Source organism: Falsiroseomonas oleicola (assembly GCF_019029495.1).
GTDB lineage: Bacteria > Pseudomonadota > Alphaproteobacteria > Acetobacterales > Acetobacteraceae > Falsiroseomonas > Falsiroseomonas oleicola.
The window spans coordinates 807,726-830,505 of the sequence record NZ_JAERQM010000001.1 but is presented as its reverse complement, the minus strand read 5'-3'; the positions used below and the strand labels follow the sequence as shown (position 1 = coordinate 830,505).

The 22,780-nt window shown below is 70.5% G+C and carries 18 protein-coding genes; 12 read left to right on the top strand and 6 right to left on the bottom strand.

Features of this window, described 5'->3' with window-relative positions; all coding sequences use genetic code 11:
• Positions 1–21 precede the first annotated feature (21 nt).
• Complete coding sequence (locus JJQ90_RS03870; RefSeq protein WP_216873119.1) at positions 22–1,407, top strand: cytochrome P450; 1,386 nt, start codon at positions 22–24, stop codon at positions 1,405–1,407.
• Complete coding sequence (locus JJQ90_RS03865; protein WP_216873118.1) at positions 1,407–2,525, top strand: ATP-grasp domain-containing protein; 1,119 nt, start codon at positions 1,407–1,409, stop codon at positions 2,523–2,525. Before JJQ90_RS03870 ends, JJQ90_RS03865 begins: the two co-directional genes overlap by 1 nt.
• Here JJQ90_RS03865 and JJQ90_RS03860 read toward each other — a convergent pair.
• Together JJQ90_RS03860 and JJQ90_RS03855 are read right to left on the bottom strand one after the other, a co-directional pair.
• Positions 2,522–3,724, bottom strand: a complete 1,203-nt coding sequence (locus JJQ90_RS03860; protein WP_216873117.1) for an FkbM family methyltransferase — start codon at positions 3,722–3,724, stop codon at positions 2,522–2,524. The genes JJQ90_RS03865 and JJQ90_RS03860 overlap by 4 nt on opposite strands.
• Positions 3,725–3,742: 18 nt before the next feature.
• Positions 3,743–4,720, bottom strand: a complete 978-nt coding sequence (locus tag JJQ90_RS03855; protein ID WP_216873116.1) for a methyltransferase domain-containing protein — start codon at positions 4,718–4,720, stop codon at positions 3,743–3,745.
• A 126-nt stretch (positions 4,721–4,846) separates the two neighbouring features.
• Between JJQ90_RS03855 and JJQ90_RS03850 the strand changes: the two genes are divergently transcribed.
• The 9 genes from JJQ90_RS03850 (at position 4,847) to JJQ90_RS03810 (ending at position 16,127) form a co-directional block, all read left to right on the top strand.
• Complete coding sequence (locus JJQ90_RS03850) at positions 4,847–5,419, top strand: D-sedoheptulose-7-phosphate isomerase (protein ID WP_216873115.1); 573 nt, start codon at positions 4,847–4,849, stop codon at positions 5,417–5,419.
• Entirely contained in the window at positions 5,412–6,614 is a 1,203-nt protein-coding gene (locus JJQ90_RS03845; RefSeq protein ID WP_216873114.1) for an HAD-IIIA family hydrolase, read from the top strand. The genes JJQ90_RS03850 and JJQ90_RS03845 overlap by 8 nt, the downstream gene beginning before the upstream one ends.
• Entirely contained in the window at positions 6,611–7,849 is a 1,239-nt protein-coding gene (locus JJQ90_RS27435; protein WP_216873113.1) for a glycosyltransferase, read from the top strand. The genes JJQ90_RS03845 and JJQ90_RS27435 overlap by 4 nt, the downstream gene beginning before the upstream one ends.
• Before the next feature lie 79 nt (positions 7,850–7,928).
• Complete coding sequence (locus JJQ90_RS03835) at positions 7,929–8,861, top strand: NAD-dependent epimerase/dehydratase family protein (protein WP_216873112.1); 933 nt, start codon at positions 7,929–7,931, stop codon at positions 8,859–8,861.
• Positions 8,854–10,131 carry a class I SAM-dependent methyltransferase gene (locus JJQ90_RS03830; RefSeq protein WP_216873111.1) on the top strand — a complete coding sequence of 426 codons (1,278 nt, stop codon included), beginning with the start codon at positions 8,854–8,856 and terminating at the stop codon, positions 10,129–10,131. Before JJQ90_RS03835 ends, JJQ90_RS03830 begins: the two co-directional genes overlap by 8 nt.
• Positions 10,128–11,081, top strand: a complete 954-nt coding sequence (locus JJQ90_RS03825) for an NAD-dependent epimerase/dehydratase family protein (RefSeq protein ID WP_216873110.1) — start codon at positions 10,128–10,130, stop codon at positions 11,079–11,081. Before JJQ90_RS03830 ends, JJQ90_RS03825 begins: the two co-directional genes overlap by 4 nt.
• A complete protein-coding gene (locus JJQ90_RS03820) occupies positions 11,065–12,003 on the top strand; it encodes an NAD-dependent epimerase/dehydratase family protein (RefSeq protein ID WP_216873109.1) in 939 nt (312 codons plus the stop codon). Before JJQ90_RS03825 ends, JJQ90_RS03820 begins: the two co-directional genes overlap by 17 nt.
• Positions 12,000–12,992, top strand: coding sequence for a GHMP family kinase ATP-binding protein (locus JJQ90_RS03815; protein ID WP_216873108.1), 993 nt, complete (start codon positions 12,000–12,002; stop codon positions 12,990–12,992). The genes JJQ90_RS03820 and JJQ90_RS03815 overlap by 4 nt, the downstream gene beginning before the upstream one ends.
• Positions 12,993–12,995: 3 nt before the next feature.
• On the top strand, positions 12,996–16,127 hold the full coding sequence (locus JJQ90_RS03810; protein ID WP_216873107.1) for a glycosyltransferase: 3,132 nt from the start codon (positions 12,996–12,998) through the stop codon (positions 16,125–16,127).
• A gap of 21 nt (positions 16,128–16,148) precedes the next feature.
• Here the strand turns inward: JJQ90_RS03810 and JJQ90_RS03805 are convergent, their stop codons facing one another.
• Genes JJQ90_RS03805 through JJQ90_RS03790 form a run of 4 tightly spaced genes read right to left on the bottom strand, consistent with a single transcriptional unit; the run spans position 16,149 to position 20,880 of the window.
• Positions 16,149–18,671, bottom strand: a complete 2,523-nt coding sequence (locus JJQ90_RS03805) for a glycosyltransferase (RefSeq protein WP_216873106.1) — start codon at positions 18,669–18,671, stop codon at positions 16,149–16,151.
• The gene (locus tag JJQ90_RS03800; RefSeq protein WP_216873105.1) at positions 18,668–19,405 is read right to left on the bottom strand and encodes an ABC transporter ATP-binding protein; all 738 of its coding nucleotides are present in this window, start codon (positions 19,403–19,405) and stop codon (positions 18,668–18,670) included. The genes JJQ90_RS03805 and JJQ90_RS03800 overlap by 4 nt, the downstream gene beginning before the upstream one ends.
• Before the next feature lie 3 nt (positions 19,406–19,408).
• Complete coding sequence (locus JJQ90_RS03795) at positions 19,409–20,251, bottom strand: ABC transporter permease (RefSeq protein ID WP_216873104.1); 843 nt, start codon at positions 20,249–20,251, stop codon at positions 19,409–19,411.
• Positions 20,252–20,301: 50 nt separating this feature from the next.
• Positions 20,302–20,880 carry a hypothetical protein gene (locus JJQ90_RS03790; RefSeq protein WP_230410324.1) on the bottom strand — a complete coding sequence of 193 codons (579 nt, stop codon included), beginning with the start codon at positions 20,878–20,880 and terminating at the stop codon, positions 20,302–20,304.
• A 338-nt stretch (positions 20,881–21,218) separates the two neighbouring features.
• Here JJQ90_RS03790 and JJQ90_RS27430 point away from each other — a divergent pair, with 338 nt between their 5' ends.
• Positions 21,219–22,778 carry a transglycosylase SLT domain-containing protein gene (locus JJQ90_RS27430; protein WP_216873103.1) on the top strand — a complete coding sequence of 520 codons (1,560 nt, stop codon included), beginning with the start codon at positions 21,219–21,221 and terminating at the stop codon, positions 22,776–22,778.
• Positions 22,779–22,780 lie beyond the last annotated feature (2 nt).

The following is a 22,780-nucleotide window of genomic DNA, read 5'->3' as shown; positions in this document are numbered from 1 at the left end:
TAAAGCGGGGGAATGATCGTCATGGAAGGGTTCGACGCGATGCTGGCTGGTGACTTCGTCCCGCCACACCCGCATCCGCGATCGCCCGTCATCGCCCTGTTCCGCGCGCTGCTGCAGGGGGAGGGGGACCTTCTCGGGCTGCTGCCGACCGAGGCCTACACCATGCCGATCGGCCCGCTGGGCTATTCGCGCCGTTCCATCGTGGTGGTGAACGACCCGAAGCTGGTGCGGCATGTGCTGGTGGACCCGGAGGGCATCTTCCCCAAATCCGACCTGATGGTGAATGCGCTGGACCCGCTGATCGGCGACAGCATCTTCGTCAGCTCCGGCGAGACCTGGCGGCGGCAGCGGGCGATGATGGACCCCGCCTTGACGCTGATGCGCGTGAACCGCGCCTTCCCCAGCATGCAGGCGGGCATCGACGCGGCGGAGGTGACCCTGGGCCGCGCCGTCGCGACCGGCGAGAGCCTGTCGCTCGACCTGATGATGAGCCATCTGACGGCCGATATCATCTGCCGCTCGGTCTTCTCCAGCGGGCTTGAGGGTCGCGTCGCGCATGCGGTCTTCGACGCCTTCACCTTCTTCGAACGCAGCGTGGCGCAGGTGGAAATCCGCCGCCTGATCCTCGACCGCGCCTGGACGAAGATTCCGCAGAGCCAGGCCGTGCTCGATAGCTGCGCGCTGATCCGCCGCTGCCTCGGCGAATTGCTGGACAGCCATCTCGACGCCGGAAAGTCCTTCGACGACATCGCCAGCGCCGTGGTCGCCGCGCGCGATGGCGAGGGCAGGGCCTTCACGCGGGAGGAGCTGATCGACCAGCTCGGCGTGCTGTTCCTGGCCGGGCACGAGACCAGCGCCAGCGCGCTGACCTGGGTTTTCTTCCTGCTGGCGGCGCGGCCCGAATTCGTGCGGCGGCTGCGGGCGGAAGTGGACAGCGTGTGTGGCGATGGGCCGATCAGCTTCGAACACACCAAGCGCCTGGTCTTCACCCGCAACATCTTCCGGGAGACGCTGCGGCTGTATCCGCCCATCACTTTCCTGCCCCGCGTGGCGAACACCGCGACGCGCCTCGACGGCTATCGGGTGAAGCGCGGCGCGCTGGTGATGGTGGCGCCCTGGCTGATGCACCGGCATCGCCGCTACTGGGCGCGCCCGAACCATTTCGACCCGGACCGCTTCCTGCCGGAACGCGAAAGCGAGATGGTCTCCGGCGCCTATATCCCCTTCGGCATCGGCCCGCGCATCTGCGCGGGCGCCGCCTTCGCCACGGTGGAGGCGGTGCTGCTGATCGCCCGGCTCTTCCGTCGTTTCGATTTCCACCTGGATGCGCCGGAGGCGGTGCGCCCGGCGGCGCGGCTGACGACGCGGCCGGCGCGCCAGGTGATGCTGCGGGTGACGGCGGCCTGATGCCGACCGTGCTGCTGACGCTGGGCCGGCTGCCCAAGGCGCTCGACCTCGCCCGCGGATTTTCCCGGATTGGCTGGCGCGTGGTGGTGGCCGAGCCTTTTGGGCGGCATCTCTGCGGGTCGTCCCGTGCCGTGGCCAGATCCTATCGCGTGCCTGCGCCGGCCACGGACCGCCCCGGCTATCTCGCGGCGCTGGCTGAAGTGGTGGCTGTGGAAAATGTGTCGCTGGTGCTGCCGGTGTCGGAGGAAATCCTGCACGTCGCGCATCTGCCGCCCTTGCTGCCACCCGCTGTGCGGGTGGTGGCGATGCCGCCCGACATCCTGCTGCGCCTGCATCACAAGGGCAGCTTCATCGACTTCGCGCGGGCGCAGGGGCTGGATGTGCCGGAAAGCGCACCGCTCGGCACGGCCGCTGCGCATTCGATCGTCTCGGCCGGGAAGGTGGTGGTGAAGCCCGTCCATGGCTGTTCGGGGCGCGGTGTGCTGCGGCTGGAACAGGGCGCGGCGCTGCCGGACCACGGGCCGCCCGCCATCGTGCAGCGCTTCATCGAGGGCCCGGAATTCTCCACCTGCAGCCTGGCGCATCAGGGCCGCGTGCTCGGCACCAGCATCTATCGCGGCACACTGATGGGGGGCTCCGTCGCCGTCGCCTTCGAACGTGTCGCGCATCCCGCCATCGCCGATTGGGTGGCGCGGTTCGTCGCCGCTGCCAACTGGTCCGGCTTCATCGCCTTCGACCTGATCGTCGATGCGGAAGGCCGTCCCTGGGGTCTGGAATGCAACCCCCGCACCACCAGCGGCCTGCATTTTTTCCAATGCGAGGACATCGCCCGGGCGCTGCTGGACCCGGACGGCGCGGCGCCGCGCCTCCGTCCGGAAACGCATCTCCAGCAGTTCTGGTCCTGCCTGACGGAGACACAGCTTTCGTTGTTCCGCGGCGGCCCCTTCCGCCGCAATCTGCGCGCGCTGCTGACCACGCGCGATGTCTGCTGGCGGGCGGATGACCCGATGCCGCTGCTCGCCATGCCCTGGACCACCTGGCCCATCATCCGCATGGCCGCCCAGCGCCGCGTGCCCTTTGGCGAGGTCGCGACGCTGGACCTCGCCCTGGGGAGTTAAAACACCAGCGGCGGCGCGACGCCGTCGAAGGCCGGCAGCCGCAGCACCTCCGCCCCGCGCCAGTCCAGCGTCGCATCGCTGCCGTTCAGGAAGCGCAGGAAGGGCGTGATGCGGCCGGGGCGGTCGAGCTGCACCACCCAGTCGCGGTAGCATTCCGCCATGAAGGCGGTGAAGGTGTGGTAGCGGAACACGGTCTCGCCATCCGCCTCGACGCCCGCATAGACCTCATTGTCCCGCCCGGAGGCAGCGAAATCGGCGCGCACCAGGTAGCGCCCGGCGGGCAGTTCCATCGGCTGCGCCAGCCGCGCGCCGCCGGCCGCGTCGCGGGTGAAGGCGCCGGCTTCCAGCTTCGCCACCCGTTCCTGCCGCGGGTCGAAATAGGGCGAGGCCGCGGTCTTCTCCTCCGGCACGAAGAGCACGTTGTTGACGCCGGTCGGGTTGGAAAAATCCTCCCCGCGCGTGATCCGCTTGTAGCTGCCGAGATCGACGGCGAGGTAGCCCGCCGCGATCAGCAGCTCATGGCAGCGCATATCGTCCGGCGCCTGTTCCAGCGCCATGATCGGCCGGCCCTCGGCGATCAGCCGCGCGCTGCCGCGCAGCGCGTCCAGCTCCGCCCCCTCGATGTCCATCTTGATGAAGCTGGGGCTGAGGCCGGTGGCGGCGATGAAGTCGTCCAGTGCCAGGGTGGGCACCGGAATGCCGCCGGCACCCTGTTCGACGCGGTCGTTCAGATGGCTGCCCTCGGCGATATGCACGAAGTCGCCGCTGCGGTTCCAGATGGCGCGGTGATACAGCGTGACATTGTGGCAACCCGCCGCCGTCAGGTTGTGATGGGTGCGGCCGATGATGCGCGGGCTGGCCTCGAAGGCACAGACGATGCCGCGGGGCCCGGCCTGGCGCGACATCTGCATGGCGAAGGCGCCGGCATTGGCGCCGACATCGAAGGCGATGTCGCCCGGCCGCACATGGTCGCGCACCGCCAGTTGCACCACCGGCTCCCACAGCGACCTTTCCCACCAGCTCTGCAGCGGGAAATCGGCATGGCGCGCCAGCCGCGCCAGCTCCGCCTGATGCGGCAGGGCGGCTGGCGCCTGCGGGCGCATCGCCCGCGCCACCTCCTCCTCCAGCAATGTCACGCTCTGGCGAAGCTGTTGGGTGCCGGTGGCGCGGCGCAGGGTGTCCAGGATCATTCGGCGCATGCGATGTCTTCCGTGGTGTCAGGCGCGGCGGGCGACGAAGTGGAAGCCGATATGCGGATTGCTGCGGTAGTTTTCATCGATCGGGCCATTGCTGGTGCCGCGGCAGAAATCCTCGAAGGCGAAGTCGTGCTGCGGCAGCATGGGCAGGCCGAGTTCGGCGAAGCGTGCCTCCCACCAGCCCTGCGGCTGCACCGTGCGATGATAGCGCGCGCCCGTCACGGGGTTGTCGTCCGGTCCCAGCGCGATGGAGCCGATGAACAGGCCATCCGGCGCCAGATGCGCGTGCAGATTGGCGAAGAGCCCGGGCAGGTCCGCATCGGCGATGTGCTCCATCACCTCCCAGGCCGAGATCACGTCGCAGGCCACGGGCGCTGCGCCGGCGGCCGGGCGCAGCGTGAAGGGGCGGGTGATGTCCCCGGTGAACAGGTTGTTGCGCAGCACGCGCCATTCGGCCCGCTGTGCCCGCAGCGGCGCATCGCTGCCTTCCACCCCATAACCGGCATGGCCACGCAGGATGAAATCCAGCACCAGCCCGCCACCGGAACAGCCGAGATCCATGAAGGTCAGGGCGCGGCCGGGGAAATGCCGCTCGCAGGCCGCGACGAAACGGGGGGAACGCGTATTGTCCTGCGCGGCGCCCCAGGGAAACACATGATCGTCGGTGTCGACCGCCACCGGCCGCTCCGCTTCGAACAGCATGGGTGTGCTGGGCAGGAGATGGGCCAGCCGGTCGATCGCCAGCAGCAGGTCCCGGTTCGCCAGTTCCCGGACCCGCATCGCCTCCTTCAGGTGGAGATACAGGTTGTGATTGGTGTAGTTGATCTGGTGCAGGATGGCGTCGCGATCCGCCGCGGTCAGGCCCGGTGCTGGCGGCGGCGGTGCCGCCGGCAGGGCTGCGGCCAGGGCGGTCAGGCGGGCGTCGAGCGACTCGATCTGGCGGGTCAGGGATGTGGTGCCTGTGGCCCGGCGAATCAGGTCGAGAATCCTGGCACGCATTCCAACCTCGGATTGAATTTCCTCTCGTCTAGCCGTGCGATCCCATGGCGTCCAGGCTCGACCGGCGTTGGCGGCCGGGCTAGGAGGCTCGGCAGGATAGACCACCCCGGAAGGTTCCTGCCCGACATGATCACGCTCGATGCCTGGCTTGCGGAGGCGGAGGCGCTGCTGGCCAGCACCCGTGCCCAGGGGCTGGATGCCACGATGGACGCGGCGGTCGCCGCGACGGTCACGGCCCTGGCCGCCGGGAAGCCGCTTCTGGTCTGCGGCAATGGCGGTTCCGCCGCCGATGCGCAGCATATCGTGGGGGAGATGGTGGGCCGCTTCCTGCGCGAACGCCGGGCGCTGAAGGCGATCTGCCTGTCCTCCAACCCGGCGGTGCTCACCGCCTGGTCCAACGACTACAGCTACGCCACCGTCTTCGCCCGTCAGGTGGAAGCCTATGGCGAGGCCGGCGGTGTCATCCTTGGCCTGTCCACCTCCGGCAATTCGGAGAATGTGGTGCTGGCCTTCGAGGCGGCGCGGAAGCTGGGCATGGTGACGATCGGCATGACCGGGCAGGGGGGCGGCAAGATGGCGGCGGTGTCCGATCATCTGCTGGCGGTTCCCTCCCGCTCCACCCCGGCGATCCAGCAGGTGCATCTGGCGTTGTATCATTGCTACTGCGCCGCCGTGGAAGCCCGCATCGCCGATGCGTGACGGGCTGCCGCGCCAGGCGGCCATCCTGGTCGGCGGCCGCGGCACGCGACTCGGCGCGCTGACCGATGCGATCCCGAAGCCGATGGTGGAGGTCGCGGGCCGCCCCTTCCTCGACTGGCTGGTGGAGGAGGTGGCGCGTTTCGGCATCCCCCGCATCACCCTGATGGCCGGCTATCTCGGCCATACCATCCGCGACCGCTACGACGGCCGGATGGTGCGCGGCAGCCGGGTGGAGGTGGTGGTGGAGCCGGAGCCGCTGGGCACCGGCGGCGGGCTGCGGCTGTTCGCCGACCGGCTGGACGACGAATTCCTGCTGCTGAACGGCGATACCCGCTTCGACGTGAACCTGCTGGACCTGCCGCTGCATGCCGGCGACGCGCTCGCCACCCTGGCGCTGCGCCGCACCGCGCCGGGCGCCCGCTATGGCACGGTGGATGTGGCGGCGGACGGCCGTATTTCCGGCTTCGCGGCGCGCAGCCCGGACCGCACGGGGCAGATCAATGGCGGCATCTACTGGCTGCGCAGGCCGATCCTGGACCATATCGGCCCTGGCGCCGTCTCCCTGGAATCCGACGTCTTTCCGAAGCTGGCGGAGGCGGGCCTGCTGCGCGGCGGGCTGTATGACGGCGATTTCATCGATATCGGCATCCCGGAGGATCTGGCCGCGGCGCAGACCGTGATCCCCGCCATGGCGCGCCGCCGCGCCCTGTTCCTGGACCGCGACGGCGTGCTGATCGAGGATACCGGCTGGCCGCATGACCCGGCCCAGGTGCGCTGGATGCCGGGTGCCGCGGCGGCGGTGAAGCGGGCGAATGATGCCGGCTGGTTCGTCTTCGTGGTCACCAACCAGGCCGGCGTGGCCAAGGGCAAGTTCCCGGAAAGCCAGGTCGGCGTGATGCATGGCTGGATGGCCGGAGTGCTGGCCGGCGCGGGCGCCCATGTCGACGCCTTCGAATACTGCCCGAACCATCCGGAGGCGCCGCTGGCGGCCTATCGGCTGGATTGCCGCCGCCGCAAGCCCAGGCCCGGCATGGTCGAGGACCTGCTCGCCGCCTGGCCCGTGGTGGCGGAAGGCTCCTTCCTGATCGGCGACAAGCAGACCGACCTGGACGCGGCCGCCGCCTGCGGCCTGCCCGGGCATCTGTTCCCCGGCGGCGACCTGGACGCCTTCCTGGCGGGGCTCTTGCCGGCGTGAGGTTCGTGATCGCCGATCCCGGGTTGAACGGGCCGGCGGGGCATCACCTGTCCTACAGCCTGGCGGTGGCCCGCGCGGCGCGGGATGCGGGGCTGGCGCCCCTGGTGCTGGCGGGGCGCGGCTTCACCGGTGTGCTGGACTCCGGCGCACCGGATCGGGGCCGCATCCCGGCTGAGGCGGTCCTCGGCGCGCGGTACCAGAGCGCCGGCGGCGGCGGTGCTGCCCGGCGGCTGGCCTTCGGCCTGGCGGCGCGGCTGCCGGCACCCCTTGCAGGGCTGGTGGCGCCGCCGCTGCGGGCGCTGCGCCGGCATCTGCGCCGGGGCCGGACCACCGATCCGCTGGGGGCGGAACTGGCGGCGGCATTGGCCGGCCTCGGGGCCGGGCCGGGCGATCATCTGCTGCTGCACAGCGTCTCCGGCGCCAATCTGCACGCCCTGGCCACCACGCCCGGCCTGCCGGCGGTGACCCTTCTGGTGGTGCTGCGCCGCATGCCGGCGGAGATGGAGGCCGATGACCCGGCGCCGGAGCCCCTGGCGGCGCTGCTCGCCCGGCTTCAGGCCCGCTTCGGCGTCGATCTGCGCCTTTTCGCCGATACCGAACCCCTGGCCGCGCAATTCGCCGCCCTGTCCGGCCAGAAGGTCCGGCCGGTGCCGCTGCCGGTGGAAATGCCGCCGCTGCCCGCGCTTCGGCCAATCCCCAAGCTGCCGCATGTGGTCTTTGCCGGCGGTGCCCGGGCGGAGAAGGGCTTCGCGCAACTGCCCGAGGCGATCGCCGCGGTGGCCGGCCGGGCGCGCTTCACCGTGCAGTCCGGGCCGGTGGGGGCGGAGGCCGATCCGCTGGTGCAGCGCGCGCAGCGTCAGTTGCGGGCGCGGGGCGACGTGACCCTGGTGGAGCAGGCGCTGGAACCGGCGGACTACACCGCCCTGATGGCCGCGGCCGACCTGCTGCTGCTGCCCTATGACGGTGCCACCTATGGCGCCCGCAGCAGCGGCATATTGGCCGAGGCGCTGGCGCTCGGCCTGCCGGCCGTGGTGCCGGATGGCTGCTGGATGGCGCAGGCGGCGGGACCGCAGCGCGCGGTGTTCATCCCCCCCGGCGCCGCCCCCGGGGCCAGCCTGGCCGCGGCGCTGGACCGGCTGTCCGAACTGACCGCGACCGCCCGGCGGGAGGCACCCGCCTGGCGCGCGAAACACAACCCGGACGCGCTGCTACAGGCGCTTCTGGCCGCGCCTTGATATGGCACTCCAGGTTGCCCCTGGCGACGCCAGACTCTATACGCGGCAGAGCTACCGGTTACCCGAGGGAAACAAATTCATGCGCGTGCTCGTCACCGGCGGGGCCGGCTATATTGGGTCCATGCTGGTTCCGGCGCTTCTCGCCCGCGGCTGGCAGGTGACCGTGCTGGACACCTTCGCCGCCGGCGAGCCCTTCCTGGCCCATTCCTGCGCCGATCCGAATTTCAACCCGGTGCGCGGCGACTGCCGCGACATGCGGGTGGTGGAGCCGCTGCTGCGCGAGGCCGATATCGCCATTCCGCTCGCCGCGCTGGTCGGCGCGCCGCTCTGCGCGCGCGACGAAATCGGCGCCAGCACGCTGAACCGCGACGCGGTGCGGGACCTGGTGAAGCGCGCCAGCCCGAACCAGCTGATCGCCTATCCCACCACCAATTCCGGCTATGGCGTGGGGGTGGGCAATGCCTTCTGCACGGAGGAGACTCCGCTGCGCCCGGTCTCGCTCTATGGCCGCACCAAGGTGGATGCGGAGGAGGCGGTGCTGTCGCACCCCAATTCGCTGTCCTTCCGCCTCGCCACCGTCTTCGGCATGGCGCCGCGCATGCGGCTCGACCTTCTGGTGAACGACTTCACCTGGCGCGCGGTGAACGACCGGGCCGTGGTGCTGTTCGAGGCGCATTTCCGCCGTAACTACATCCATATCCGCGACGTGGTGAAGGCCTTCCTGCACGGCATCGACAATGTCGGCACCATGCGCCAGCAGGCCTATAATGTCGGCCTGTCGGAGGCCAACCTGTCCAAGGCGCAGCTCTGCGACCGCATCGCCAAGCATGTGCCGGGCTTCGTCTGGCTGGAAGCGCCGGTGGGGGAGGACCCCGACAAGCGCGACTACGTCGTCTCCAACGACAAGCTGGAAGCGACCGGCTGGGCGCCGGACCACGGGCTGGACAAGGGCATCCAGGAACTCATCAAGGGCTACCGCATGCTGCGCAACGGGCGCTTCGCCAATGTCTGAGGTGAAATCCCGCATGGTTGTGCCGCCGCCCGGCGTGATGCTCGACATGACCTGCCGCTGTTGCGGCGGGCATCGCGTGGAGCTGGTGATCGATCTGGGCGACCAGCCGCATTGCAATCGTCTCGTGCGCCCGGACCTCGCCCCGGGGGTGGAGCCGCATTACCCGCTGCGCGTCGGCTTCTGCCGCGACTGCAGCATGGTGCAGATCGACCATACGATTCCCAAGGAATCGATGTTCACCGACTACCCCTACGTCTCCGGCACCACCAAGACGCTGCCGGCGCATTTCCTGGCGACCAGCCAGCGCATCGCCGCCGCCTATGGTGTGAAGGCCGGCGACCTCGTGGTCGATATCGGCAGCAATGACGGCACCTGGCTGAAGCAATGGGCCTTCAGCGGCGCCCGCGTGCTGGGCGTGGAAGCCGCCGGCAATGTGGCGAAGCTGGCGCAGGAGGCCGGTGTGCCGACCTGGCACCGCTTCTTCAACGCCGAATGCTGCGCCGATATCCGCAAGGAGCACGGCCCCGCCAAGGTCATCACCGCCGCCGGCGTGTTTTTTCATCTCGAGGAACTGCACAGCGTCGTCGAAGGCATCGCCAGCCTGCTGTCGGATGACGGCGTCTTCGTGGTGCAGGCGATCTATCTCGGCGGCATGGTGGAAAATACCGCCTTCGATCAGGTCTATCACGAGCATCTTTGCTACTACACGCTGAAGTCGCTCTCGGCCCTGCTGGAGCAGCATGGGCTGGAGGTTTTCGAGGCCAGCCTCGTCGACATCCATGGCGGCTCCATCGAGGCCCATGTGACGCGCAAGGGCGTGCGCCCGGTGGGCGACAGCGTGCGCGCCATGCAGGCGGAAGAAGTTCGCAAGGGCTTTGGTGAGATCGAGACCTACCGCCAATTCGCCGACAACGTGCTGGACCTGCGCAAGCGCCTGGTGGCGCTGCTCGAAGGCTACAAGAATTCGGGCAAATCGGTCTGGGCCTATGGTGCGCCGGCCAAGGGCGCGACGCTGCTGAACAGCTTCGGCATCGGGCCGGATCTGGTGCAGAAGGCGGTCGAGAAGAACCCGATGAAGGTCGGCCTCGCCATCCCCGGCGTGCGCATTCCGATCGAGGCGGAGGAAGGCGCGCGGCCGGATGCCTACCTCGTCCTCGCCTGGAATTTCATCAGTGAGTTCCTGGTGAAGGAGCGCGAGTACCTTGCCGGTGGCGGCGAACTCGTGGTGCCGATTCCGAAGGTGCATGCTTACGGAAAGGAGTCCGCGTGACCCTGCCGCCCGCGGTTCTCGTCTGGGGCGCCAGCGGCTTCATCGGGCGCAACGTGGTCGATGCGCTGGCCGGCCAGGTGCCGATGGTGATCGGCGTGACGGCCTCCGGCACCCCGGTGCCAGGCTGCACGATGACTGTGGCGGCCGCGGCGGTGGATGGCTTGCCTGCGTTGCCGGAAGGCACCGCGATCATCCATGTCGCGGCCTTCCGCTACTACGCCTCCCAGTTTGGCAAGCAGCAGGAAGCCATCCTCAGTGCCAACCTGGCGATGACGGAGCAGGTCTACGGCTTCGCCATGGCGCGCGGCATTTCCGAGATCCGCGTCGCCTCCTCCTCCGCCGTTTATCCGGCGAGCTGGGCCGTGCAGGACGATTCGCTGCCGCTCGACCTGAACGACTGGCCGCATGATGGCGAGGCCGCCTATGCCTGGTCGAAGCGCTGGGGCGAGATCACCGGCGAGTTGTGGCGCCGCCGCGCCGGCATCCACACCATCAGCTTCCGCCTGACCAATCCCTACGGTCCGCATGACACGCTGGATGAGGCGGAGGCGCATGTCGCCACTGCCTTCGTCATCCGCGCCGCCGGCGACGCCCCGGAATTCGAGGTGCGCGGCGACCCCGATGCCGAGCGCGACTTCATCTATGCCGGCGACGCCGCCCTGGCCTTTGTCGAATCGCTGAAGCTGCGCGGCGTCACCGATGCGGTGAACCTCGCCTATGGGGAAACCCGCACGGTCCGCGACCTGGCCGAATGCGCCATGCGCGCGGCGGGCCGGCAGCGCCCGATCAGGCTGACCTCGCCGCCGGCCGCCGGCAATCGCGGCGTGAAGGTGCGCCGCGCCACGGCCACAAAGCTGCGCCAGCTTCTGCCGGGCCTCGCCCGCTTCCGCACGCTGGATGACGGCATGGCCGCAACCCTTGCCTGGTATCGCGATGCCCTACGCCGATAGCCCCACCATCATCCTCGGCGCCGACGGTTTTCTGGGGCGCAACCTCGTGGAGCGTTGGCAGGCCGAAGGCTGGCCGGTGCATGCCATCGGCCGCGCCGCCGGCGACCTGACCGATGCCGCAACCGTCGATGCCATCTTTCGCGCCGCGCCAAAGGCGGGCCGCATCTTCCATGCGGTGACAAAACAGCGCACCGGGCAGATCCAGTTCGGCATCCAGGGCGAATTGCTGCGCGACAATGCCCGTATCCATCTGAACGTGCTGGATGCCTGGCGGGCGCATCAGCCGCAGGCCAAGCTGGTTTCCCTCGGCTCCTCCTGCACCTATGCCGAGACCGACCATGCGACGCCGGAAGACGAATTCGGCATCGGCCGGCCGCATCCTTCCGTGCAGGGCTATGCGCTGGCGAAGGAATTGCTGGCCACCGGCTGCGAGGTCTTCGGCAAGCAGTACGGGATGAACTGGCTGCATTGCGTGCTCGCCACCGTCTATGGCCCGCATGCCCATACCGAGGACAACCGCGCGCATTTCATGGCCGCGATGATCGACCGCGCGATCCGCACACACGCCTCTGGCGCGATGGAATTCGAGGTCTGGGGGAACCCGCGCACGGTGCGCGACCTTCTGCATGTGCATGACCAGATCGACGCCATCATCGCCGCCGACGGCGCCTTCACCGATTGCGTGCTGAACGTGACGCCGAATGCGCCGGTCGAGATCGGTGAATGCGCCCGCGCCATCCTGGCCGCGCTGCGCTGGGATGCGCGCATCGTCAGCCCGCCGGGCTCCTTCCAGGGCGCCGGCTACAAGAGTCTCGATTCCAGCCGCTTCCTGGCGAAGACCGGCTGGCAGCCAAAGCTGAGCGTGGAACAGGGCGTCGCGCAGATCCTCGCGACGCATAAGGCAGAGACGTCCCCCCGATGATGACCGTCTCCCGCACGCCGCTGCGTGTGTCCTTCTTCGGTGGCGGCACCGACTATCCCGAATATTTTGCGCGGTCGCGCGGCGCCGTGCTCGGCATGGCGATCGACCAGTATGTCTATGTCGCGGCGCTGCGGCTGACCAATATCCTCGACTACCGCTACCGCATCTCCTACTCGAAGATGGAGCAGGTGACGGAACTCGACGCCATCGAGCATCCGGTGGTGCGGGAAGCGATTCGCCACTACGGCTATGGCGCGCCGCTCGACATCTCCATCATGGCGGACCTGCCGGCGCGCAGCGGCCTAGGCTCCTCGTCCAGCTTCACCGTCGGCTTCGTGAACCTGCTCTTCGAACTGCTGGGCCGTGGCGCCACCAAGATGGACCTGGCGCGGGAGGCGGTGCATGTCGAGCGCGGCCTGCTGCATGAGAATTGCGGCGTGCAGGACCAGCACCATGCGGCCTTCGGCGGCCTCAACCGCTTCGATTTCGAGGGCGGCCGCACCCGCATCAGCCCGATCCAGATGACGGCCGATTGCCAGGCGGCGCTGACCACCTCGCTGTTCCTGGTCTACACCGGCATGACCCGCTTCGCCTCCGCCACGCTGGACGAGCAGATGGCGAAGACGAAGTCCGGTGCCTCCGACAAGGACCTGTCGCATCTGCTCGCCCTGGTCGACCAGGCGCAGACGGTGCTGGAAGGCAGGGATGCGCCGGCGATGCTGACGGAGTTCGGCGCCATGCTGCATGAGGGGTGGGAGACGAAGAAGCGCCTCTCCTCCAAGGTCTCCAGCCCGGAGATCGACGCGCTGTACGACAAGGCACGCGCGGCCGGCGCGCTGGGCGGCAAGCTCTGCGGCGCCGGTGCCGGCGGCTTCCTGCTGATGCTGGTGCCGCCCGACCGCCAGCCCGGTTTCCGCGCCCGCATGGCCGACCACGCGCTGATCCCGGTCGGGCTCGACACGCTCGGCGCCACCATCCTGAGAGGTTGAGCCATGTCGGCCGCCGAGACCGCCGATCGCCCCGGCCGCCGCATCCTCATCCTGGACTCCGACCTGTTCGGACAGGTGGGCGGTGGCCAATCCGTGTTCCGGCGGATGATGGAGCACCGCCCCCAGGACAAGTGGTTCTATTTCCGGCGCGAGGAGGCGGCGGAGGCGCCGCGCCCGGCCAATGCCACCGCCATCCCGCTGGTCGAGCCGCTGATCGCGCTGCCGCATGAGGCACCGGAATCGCTGCACCATTTCCTCTGGGTCTGGCGCATCGCGCGCAACATGGCGCGCTCGGTCGCGCTGGCCTGCGGCCGTGTCGATTTCGACGTGGTGGATGTGCCGGACTACACCCAGCTCGGGCCCTTCATCCGCCTCGCTCTGGCCGCCGAGCAATGCCATGTCGGCCGCGTGGTGCTGTCACTGCATGGCACGCTCTCCGACGCCTTCCGCGGTGGCTGGCCGACCGGCCAGGACGAGGGCCGCATCCTGGCCGAGCTGCGGCTGCGGGAGCATCTGCAGTTCCGCGCCGCCGATGCGCGCTACGCCATCAGCGAAAGCTATGCGGAGGCCTGGCAGCGCCGCATCCCGGCCGCGGTGAACCTGCTCGATCCGCTGGTCATCACCGGCGCCCCGGCGCCGCGCCCGGCCAGCCGGTCCAGAGGCGCGCCGGACCTGATCTTCATCGGGCGGCGGGAGAAGTGGAAGGGTCCCGACCTGTTCCTTGATGCCGCCTGGGGCCTCGACCCCGCGAGCTATGGCCGGCTGCTGCTGATCGGCCCGGAAGGCCCGAACCGCCTGCGCCAGGGGTCCGAGGCGCTGCTGCGTGCCGCCGCCGCGCGGCGTGGGCTTGCCGAGCGGCTGGAGATGCCGGGCGGGCAGGATGCGGCCGCGGTGCGGGCGCTTCTCGCCGGGCGCAGCCTGCTGCTGCTGCCCTCCCGCCACGACACCTTCAACCTGACGGCGCTGGAAGCGCTGTGCCAGGGCTGCCCGGTGCTGCTCTCCGACCGCGCCGGCATGGCCGCCTGGCTGCGGGCGAGGGTGCCCGAGCTGGCATGGCTGGTCACCGGCATCGACTGTTCGCGTGCCGCCGCCGCCCGCGCGGCGGAGGTGCTGGCCGATTATGACGGCCACCGGGCACGGGTGGCGGAGGCGCTGCACCGCGCCGCGCTGGTGCCGGACCTGTCGGGCCTGGACCGGCTGCATCTGCCGCGGGGCGCCGCCGATGTGCAGGCGCAGCAGACCGCCATCGAGATCGTCGCGCAGCTTTCCGCGGCGCTGATGGACCCGCCCAGCGGGCTGCGCCAGACGGCGGAGGCGCGGCTGGCCCAGGGGCGCGCGGCGCTGCTCTCCGGCGCCCGCGCCGTGCATCGGGTGGTGCCGGTGAAGCCTGCGCTGCGCCGTGCCTGGCGCCTGCTGCCAGATCGTGCGCGCACGGAAGCGCTGGGCGTGGCCGGTGGGCTGCGCGCCGTGCTGGCCACGCCGCCCGGCCATTCCCGCCGCGCCACCCTGACAAGCCAGGTCGATGCGGCGATCCAGCGACGCGCCGGCGTCACGGACCAGGGCTACGACCAGATCCGCGCCTTGTCGCACCTGCCGCCGCTGCTGGCCGAATTGCACGCCATGCCGGAACGCCGGGCGGAGGAGGTGGCGGCGAAGCTGCGCCGGCTGACCCGCGCCATCGACACGCATCGCGCGGACCGGGTTCCGCTGTTCCGGGAAATGGCGCGGCTGGAACGCCGGCTCGGCAATCCGCTGACCGCCGCCACCTATCTGCTGCGCACGCTGCGCTGGGTCGGCGCCGATGCGCGCGGCGACCTGCCCTTCATCGCCAGCACCCTGCGCGAACACAACTTCGCGCAGGAGGCCCTGGTGGCGGAGGCGATGTTCGACGGCACGCCGGAAGGGCCGGAACGCAGCCTCGACCTGATGCGCGGCGCCTATGCCCGCAACCGCAGCAAGCCCGACCTGCCTTTGGCCGTGCTGGACGACCGCCGCGACCCGGGCGCCGCGCCGCGCGCCTGCGTCATCGCCTCGCTCTACAATGCCGCCGACAAGCTGCCGACGCTGCTGGGCATGCTGGCGCGGCAGACCCTGGCCCAGCAGGGACGGCTGGAGGTGGTGCTGGTGGACAGCAACTCCCCGGCCGATGAGCAGGGCGCCTTCGCCGCCTTCGCCGCCGCGCATCCCGACCTGCCGATCTGCTTCGCCCGCTCGGCGGAGCGGGAGACCATCCAGGCCGCCTGGAACCGCGGCATCAAGCTGGCCCGCGCCCCCTACCTCGCCTTCCTCGGCGCTGATGAGGGGCTGCATCCCGATGCGCTGCGACAACTGGCGGAGGCGCTGGACGCCGATGCCAGCGCCGACTGGGCGATGGCCGACAGCATCGTCACCAATGTCGACCGCCACGGCGTCTACGACAACGACATCATGGTCTATGACCGCACCGGCTACCGGCAGGACCTGGTCTATCTGGAGACCTGCTACCTGTCCTGGGTGGGCGCGCTGTATCGCCGTTCGATCCATGACCGCTTCGGCTATTACGACGAGGGTTTCCGGGCGGCGGGGGACACGGAGTTCAAGAACCGGGTGATGCCGCATATCCGCAGCATCCACATCCCCGCCCCGCTCGGCATCTTCAACAACTACCCCGAGGAACGCACCACGCAGCATCCGCGCGCGGAGATCGAGGATCTGCGCGCCTGGTATCTGTGGCGCAGCGCAGCGGGCATGGACTACGCCTTCGGGCAACGCGCGCCGGAGGAAGCGATGGCGCTGCTGCGGGACTGCTTCGGCTACCGCAAATCCTATTGCGGCCATCTCTCCACCGATTTCGACCTGGCCGCCGCCCTGTCCGAGCATCTGCTGCGGCGGGAGGACCGGCCGGAAGCGGCCGCCATCGCCTGGCAGGAGGCGCGCCGCGCTTTGGCGCTGATCCGTGGCTTCGAGGAGGTGCCCGACGATGTGCGCCGCCCCGGCAGCGGCATTCCGCGCCGCGTCTGGGGCCTCAGCCAGCTTCGCGCCGCCCAGGCGCAGGGGGAGAGGCAGCGGGCGCGACTCGGCCTGGCGGCGGCACCCTTCCAGGTCTTCAACGACAACCGGTACGAACAGCATTGGTGGTCGTGGAGCGTCGGCTGAACAGCCGCACCCCACCGGCCCTCACCCCACCGGCAGTGTCCCGCCGCTGAAGGCCGGCAGGCGCGGCCGGGCAGGGGCTGGCGGGGCCAGGCGCGGATCGTCGGCCATCAGGCGCGGCAGGGCCTGACTGGCTTCCGAATCCTCCGGAATGCCGAGCAGCGGCAGATAGGCCGCCATCACCCGGCGATGGTCATAGTTCGCGGCCAGCGCCCGGCCCCCCGCGGCGATGCGCGCCAGAAGGTCGGGATCGGCCAGCAGCGCCGGCAGCCGCGCCGACCAGCGGCCGAGGTCATCCTCCACCGCCGCCTGCGCGCCATCCGTCACAGCGAGGCCGCGAAAGGCCACGCTGGTGCCGAGAACGGGCAGGCCGGCGGCCATGGCTTCCAGCGTCTTCAGGGACGATCCCGTTCCCTCCGGCAGCGGCACCAGGGCCAGGCGCGCGGCCTGATACAGGGCGGCCAGGGCCATTGCATGTACGCGGCCGAGGGCGATGAAGCCGGGCGCTTCCTCCTCCGCCGCGGCGCTGCCGGCGATGACGATGAGCGGCGCGGCCGGCCCCATCCCGGCCTGCAGGCGCGCGGCCAAGTCGCGCAGCGTGGCGACGGCGGCGATATTGGGGGCGTGGCGGCTGCCGACGAAAAGGCAGATGTCGCGGTCCGCCAGCTCGATGCCCAGCCGTTCCAGCATCCGGCGCGGTGGGGCGGGCAAAGGGCGGGACATGGCGGCGACATCCACCGGGTTCGGCACCACCCGTGCGGTGACGCCGAGCGCGGCGAAGCGTGCGGCATCGCCCGGTGTCACCGCCACGACATGGCTGGCCCGGCGCAGCGCCCGCGTCTCCAGCCATCCGGTCAGGCGGCGCAGCAGGGCGGAGCCCGGCACGCGGTCCTCGATCACGTCATGCGCGGTCAGCACGCAGGGCACGCCGAGCCTTTCGCAGATGCGCAGCACCGGCCCGGCCCAGAAGCCGTATTCCAGCAGCACCGCATCGGCATTGCCGATCTGCCGTTCCATGCGGCGGCGGAAGAAGGGGTCGGCAAGTCTTTGCAGATGCAGCCAGGGGAACAGCACCTCCTCCCGGTGCGCCGCGCCGCTCAGCGGCCGCGCCAGCAGGCGGAGGGCGCGCCAACCGAGCGACTTTGCCAGGCGGATCAGCCGCCGTTCATGAAGCGATTCCACCAGGATATTGCCGCGCCGCGTGGTCGGGGCGGCGCCGTCCTGCATGACACACACCTCCTCCACATGCGGCGCCACCACCTCCGCCATCAGGTTGCTGCGCAGGCTGGCGCCGGCGGCGCGGTCCAGGAAATCCGGCCAGGGATACAGGATCTGCACGCGGCGCGGCGGCTCCGCCGGCAAGGGCGGCGGCGGTGGGGCCACCAGCGCGCGCATGAAGGCGTCGCCGCCGTGCCGCGCCAGGCACAGCGCCCGCCCGGCTTCCGCCCCGGCGGCCAGCCGCGTCCAGGATTGCCGCGCGAGGCGGATGGCGCGGGCCAGCCCGGCCGGGTCGTGATCCGCCACCAATATGCCGGCGCCGTGCAGCGCCAGCTCGTCGGCCATCCAGGTGCCGGCGGTGCAGATCACCGGCCGGCCGCCGCCCAGCGCCTCCGGCAGCACGCCGGAGGTCCGCGCCTCATAGATCTCCCGCCAATAGGGCAGCAGCAGGATGTCGGACTCGGCCAGCAGCCGCGTATAGGCCTGCGGCGAGAGGGCGCGGCGCAGCAGCCGCACCTCCTCCGGCAGGTCCATGGCGAGGTCGTCGATGGCGGCGGCCAAAGCGGGCGCGGCGTCATTCGCCTGAAGCGTGAAGCGCAGGCCCGCCAGCCCGCCGGGCTCGGATCGCAGCCGCCGGATGGCGTCGAGAATTTCGAAAAAACCCTTCTCGTCGCGGGCATTGCCCAGGCTGACCAGATGCAGCGCCCGGCCCTCCGCCGGGGCCGGGCGGGGCAGTTCCGGCGGCGTGTGCGGGATCGGCAGCACCTCCACCGGCAGGCCGGCGAGCCGGCCGATGCGCCGCGCCAGCCGGGCGCTGTCCGAGGCGAGCCGCAGCCTCGCCCCGGCGCCCACGGCACGGCGCAGGCGGGCGAAGGCGCGTCTGCTCAGGTCGTCGTCGTAGAATTCGGTCTGGTAGCGCAGCAGTGCGACAATCGTGACATGCCGCGGCAGCGCGTCCACCACCTCGGCCAGCCCGAGCAGTTGGCGCCGCGTCAGCATATGCGCCAGCAGGATGGAACCCGCCGGCAGGTCCTTTGGCAGCGCGGCCCGCAGATCCTCGGCGAAGCGGCGGTTGCGGAACAGGTCGTCGCGCCGGCGGCGCAGCGGGCCCACGCCCTGGCGCTGCGCCCAGATATCGTCGCGGAAGGCCGGCACGGCATCGGCCTGGCAGGCGACATCGGCCGGCAGGTCGCGATGGCCGAGCACCAGCGGCGTGAAGCCCGCGGCGCGGGCGGCTTCCGCCACGGCCTGGTCGTAGGAGAAATGATGCCCGACGAAGTCGCGCAGGCTTTGGTCGGCGATGCAGAACAGGGGCGGCGTGCCGCTCACGCGGCCGCTTCCATGCCCCGAAGCACGTCCTCGACCGGCCCATCGGCCAGGATCAGGCCGCCTTCCAGGCGGATGGCGCGGTTGCACCAGCGCCGGACCACGCTGAAATCATGGGTGGCGACCACCATGATATCGGCCCCGCCGACCAGCCGGGCGAGTCGTTCCTCCGCCTTGGCCATGAAGGCGGCGTCGCCGGCCAGGAACCACTCATCCATCAGCAGCACCTGCGGCTGCATGGCGGTGGCCAGGGCGAAGGCCAGGCGCACGCCCATGCCGGCGGAATAGGTGCGGATCGGCACGTCGAAGAAGTCGCCGAGTCCGGCGAAGGCCGCCACCTCCTCCGCCAGCCGGTCGGATTCGGCATCCGTCAGGCCGCGATACAACCCACGCAGGCGGACGTTTTCGCGACCCGTCGATTCGGTGTCCATGCCGGCGGCGACATCGATCAGCGCGCCGATCTGGCCCTGTACGGTCAGGCTGCCGGCGACCGGCTCATAGACCCCGGCCAGGGTGCGCAGCAGCGTCGTCTTGCCCGCGCCATTGGGTCCCACCAATGCCACCCTCTCGCCCTTGCCGATGCGGAAATCGAGGTTCCGCAAGGCGGTGACGACGATCCGGTTCGACGGGTCGGTGTGCAGCCGGGACTTGCCCATCAGCCGCTTCTTCAGCGACCGCGCGCCGATATGGTAATAGGGGAAGTCGAGGCAGAGCCCGCGGGCTTCGATCAGGGCCATGCGCTACACCCAGAAGGCCACACGGCCACGGAAGCGCACGAAGAACACCGCCGCCACCACGACCGTCAGCAAGGTATATACAATCGCTGCCACCCAGGCGAGCGGCGGGCCGCCGCCTTCCACCAGCGGGCCGCGCACCGTCTCCAGGATCGCGTAGAAGGGATTGAAGGGCATCCAGGCCTCCCAATGCCCCAGCAGGCGCGGCTTCCACAGGATCGGCGTCAGGAAGAAGGCGAGCTGCATGATGCTGCCGACGATCGGGCCGATGTCCCGGAAGCGGGCGCAGAGCATGCCGAGGAACAGCGCTGCGGCGATCGAATTGATGGCGATCAGCACGAAGCCCGGGATGGCCAGCAACGCCTCCGGCCCCGGCAGGTGGCCGCAGATCAGGAAGATCACCAGGATCAGCGGGAAGTTGTGCGCGGCGATGATGCCGTTGCGCATCACGCAGCGCAGCGCGTGCACGGTGTAGGGCAGGGGCATCTGCCGGATGATGCCCTCCGACCCCGTCAGGCTGGCCGTCGCATCGTTCACCATCTGGCTGATGGCGTTCCAGATCACCAGGCTGACCGCCAGATGCGGCAGGTATTCGCGCAGCGACATGTTGAACAGCGTCGAATACAGCAGGCCGAGCCCGAGCAGCATCGCGCCGGTGGACAGCGTCAGCCAGAAGGGGCCGAGGACGGAGCCGCGGTAGCGGTTGCGGATGTCCAGCCAGGCGAGGGTCAGGGCCAGGCGCCAGCGGCTGACGCCGAGCCGCACATCGTCAATCGCCTTGCGCAGCCGCTGCGGGTCTGCCGCATCGACATGGTAGGACGGCATCGCCGCGGTGGAAGGGTCAGACATGCCGCGGCTCATAGCCCGGCCGAACCGGCCGGGCCAGATGGTGCGCAGGCCTACTTGCCGCTGCCGGGAGCCACCTGCTCGGCGGCGCCATAGCCCTGGGGTGCATAGCCCTGGGGCGTGCTGTAGCCCTGGGGGGCATAGGCGGCGGGCGGCGGCGGGCCACCGGCGGCGCGGGACAGGCGCACGCGGTCGCCACGGCTGATGACCACGCGGTCGCCGACCTGGAGCCCGGCCTCATTGGTCTGCACCACGGCGATGTCGCCGCCGCGATCCTCCCGCACCACGAATTCGATGGCGGTGCCGCTGCTCAGCCCGCCTTCCACCGCGGCGCCAGCCAGGCCGCCGATCAGCGCGCCGCCAAGTCCGGCCAGCAGGTTGGAACGGACATCACCGCCGATGAAGCTGCCGGCGATGCCGCCCGCCACCGCGCCGCCGGCCGCGCCCAGCCCGGTGCCGCCCTGGACCTGCACGGGGCGGCTGCCGACGATGGTGCCGTAGGAAACATGGGCGGCGCTGCCCAGCGAACGGGCGGAGACGGTGCTGCCGGTCTGGGTCGGGGCGCAGCCGGGCAGGGCCGCGACCAGGGCCAGCGCGGCAATGGCGGGGATCAACCTCTGGGACAGACGCATGTCAGAACATCCTTACGCAATGCTCGCCGGCCGGGGCCAGCCAGTCTTAAACAGGGCCGGTCTCATAAGTGGTCCGGATAGTGTAGCGCGACCGGGGCCGGCCAAGGATTTCATCTTGTTACACCACCATGGCGTGATCGGGGCGGGCTTCGCCATGATCTCGTCCTTGCTTCCGCCAGGGGCGATGGGTTAGGCATCTTTCCCAGAGACTTGCGAGCGTACTTGAACAACGGGACGGAAGTCGGGGTTGGCCTGGGCCGGCGCATCGCTTGGGGGCGGTGTGCGGGCCGGGGGGGCAGGCCTCGGGGATCGGCACCCGCAACCGACGGAGAGCCTGCATGACCCGGTTCAGCGCTGCGCGCGACGGTCACCGCTGGGGGCGGCCCGTGGTGGCCTGCCTTCTGGTCGGGATGCTCGCCGCCTGCGGCCAGACCACCACCCAGCGGGCGGTGACGCAGGCCCCGGTCTCCAATTCCCAATGGGCGCGGCCGTCCAGCTACGACGCGCCCGGCCCCTCGCATGACCCCTGGGGTCCCTACATCACCCAGGCGTCGCAACGCTTCGACATCCCGGAACGCTGGATCCGGGAAGTGATGCGCCAGGAATCCGGCGGCCGTGTCTCCGCCACCTCCCGCGTCGGGGCCATGGGCCTGATGCAGGTGATGCCGGGCACCTATCGCGAGTTGCGGGCGAAATACGACCTCGGCTCCGACCCCTACCATCCCTGGGACAGCCTGATGGCGGGCACCGCCTATCTGCGGGAAATGTATGAGCTGTATGGCGCGCCGGCCTTCCTGGCCGCCTACAATGCCGGCCCGCGGCGGCTGGAAGATTATCTTTGGGGCAGCCGCGGGCTGCCGGCGGAAACCCGCAACTACGTCGCCCGCATCGGGCCGCGGATCCAGGGCGCGCATCCGAACCGCCGCGCGGCGCCGGAGGTCTATGCTGCCGCTGAGATTCCGCTGAGCATCCCGGCCGGGCCACGGCGCGGTGACACCGCCACCATGCTGGCGCTGCGCGACCAGCGCCGCGCGGTGGACCCTGGCATCCGCGTTGCGACGCTGCCGCCGGGTCCGGTGGTGCGGATGGACCCGATTCCGGATGGCTCGACCAGCCAGCCGCAGCCGACGCAACTGGCTTCCGCTGGCGGCTTCATGGTGTCCAACGCCGCCGCCGCCGGCGTTTCCTATGCGCCGCAGGGCACCGTCGTCGCCATGGCGCCGGTGGCCAGCCTCGGCGATTTCCAGACCCGGATGGAGCCGATCGCCAGCCCGGGCGATGGCGTCGCCGCCAGCGCGGTGCCCGCCAGCAGCCTCGGCACCAGCTTCGAGAGCTATCAGACGGCGACGGCCCCGGTCACGCGCATGGCGCCGGTGGTGAGCCCGGGTGATCCCGGCAGCATCGGCAGCGAGTCGCTGGCGATGATTGCGCCGCCGCCCGCCGCCCCGGCCGTAAGGGCGGCCGCCGCGCCGCGCCCCGCCCAGACCGTGGCCGCGCTGAGCCCGGCCGCACCCACCTCCCTGCCGTTCGTTCGCGTCGATCCGCCCGGCCTGGCGGCCTCCCCGGCACCGCGCGGCTTTTCCCTGATCCCGCAGGCCCATGCCAGCACCCTGCCGGCTGCGCCGCGCCCCTCGGCGGGCGCGCCCGCCACCGGCGGCGGCTGGTCGATCCAGGTTGGGGCCTTCGCCTCCGAGAACCTGGCGCGTGCCGCCGCCGGCCAGGCGCGGGAACGCGTCGGCACTACGGGCACACGCCTGCTGGTGCAGCCCGCGCCGCAGGGGCGCACCACGCTCTACCGCGCCCGGGTGCTCGGCCTCGCCGATCGCGATGCGGCCGAGGCGGCCTGCGAGCGGATGCGCGGCCGTAGTGCCTGCATGGTGGTGGCGCCCGGCGCCTGAGC

Excerpts from the sequence above, each read along its gene's own strand:
- JJQ90_RS03800 (WP_216873105.1), bottom strand. The coding sequence starts at position 19,405 with ATGGCCCTGATCGAAGCCCGCGGGCTCTGCCTCGACTTCCCCTATTAC.
- JJQ90_RS03820 (WP_216873109.1), top strand. The coding sequence starts at position 11,065 with ATGCCCTACGCCGATAGCCCCACCATCATCCTCGGCGCCGACGGTTTT.
- JJQ90_RS03850 (WP_216873115.1), top strand. The coding sequence starts at position 4,847 with ATGATCACGCTCGATGCCTGGCTTGCGGAGGCGGAGGCGCTGCTGGCC.
- JJQ90_RS03855 (WP_216873116.1), bottom strand. The coding sequence starts at position 4,720 with ATGCGTGCCAGGATTCTCGACCTGATTCGCCGGGCCACAGGCACCACA.
- JJQ90_RS03845 (WP_216873114.1), top strand. The coding sequence starts at position 5,412 with ATGCGTGACGGGCTGCCGCGCCAGGCGGCCATCCTGGTCGGCGGCCGC.
- JJQ90_RS03790 (WP_230410324.1), bottom strand. The coding sequence starts at position 20,880 with ATGCGTCTGTCCCAGAGGTTGATCCCCGCCATTGCCGCGCTGGCCCTG.
- JJQ90_RS03865 (WP_216873118.1), top strand. The coding sequence starts at position 1,407 with ATGCCGACCGTGCTGCTGACGCTGGGCCGGCTGCCCAAGGCGCTCGAC.
- JJQ90_RS27430 (WP_216873103.1), top strand. The coding sequence starts at position 21,219 with ATGACCCGGTTCAGCGCTGCGCGCGACGGTCACCGCTGGGGGCGGCCC.
- JJQ90_RS03860 (WP_216873117.1), bottom strand. The coding sequence starts at position 3,724 with ATGCGCCGAATGATCCTGGACACCCTGCGCCGCGCCACCGGCACCCAA.
- JJQ90_RS03815 (WP_216873108.1), top strand. The coding sequence starts at position 12,000 with ATGATGACCGTCTCCCGCACGCCGCTGCGTGTGTCCTTCTTCGGTGGC.
- JJQ90_RS03830 (WP_216873111.1), top strand. The coding sequence starts at position 8,854 with ATGTCTGAGGTGAAATCCCGCATGGTTGTGCCGCCGCCCGGCGTGATG.
- JJQ90_RS03835 (WP_216873112.1), top strand. The coding sequence starts at position 7,929 with ATGCGCGTGCTCGTCACCGGCGGGGCCGGCTATATTGGGTCCATGCTG.
- JJQ90_RS03810 (WP_216873107.1), top strand. The coding sequence starts at position 12,996 with ATGTCGGCCGCCGAGACCGCCGATCGCCCCGGCCGCCGCATCCTCATC.
- JJQ90_RS03870 (WP_216873119.1), top strand. The coding sequence starts at position 22 with ATGGAAGGGTTCGACGCGATGCTGGCTGGTGACTTCGTCCCGCCACAC.
- JJQ90_RS03795 (WP_216873104.1), bottom strand. The coding sequence starts at position 20,251 with ATGTCTGACCCTTCCACCGCGGCGATGCCGTCCTACCATGTCGATGCG.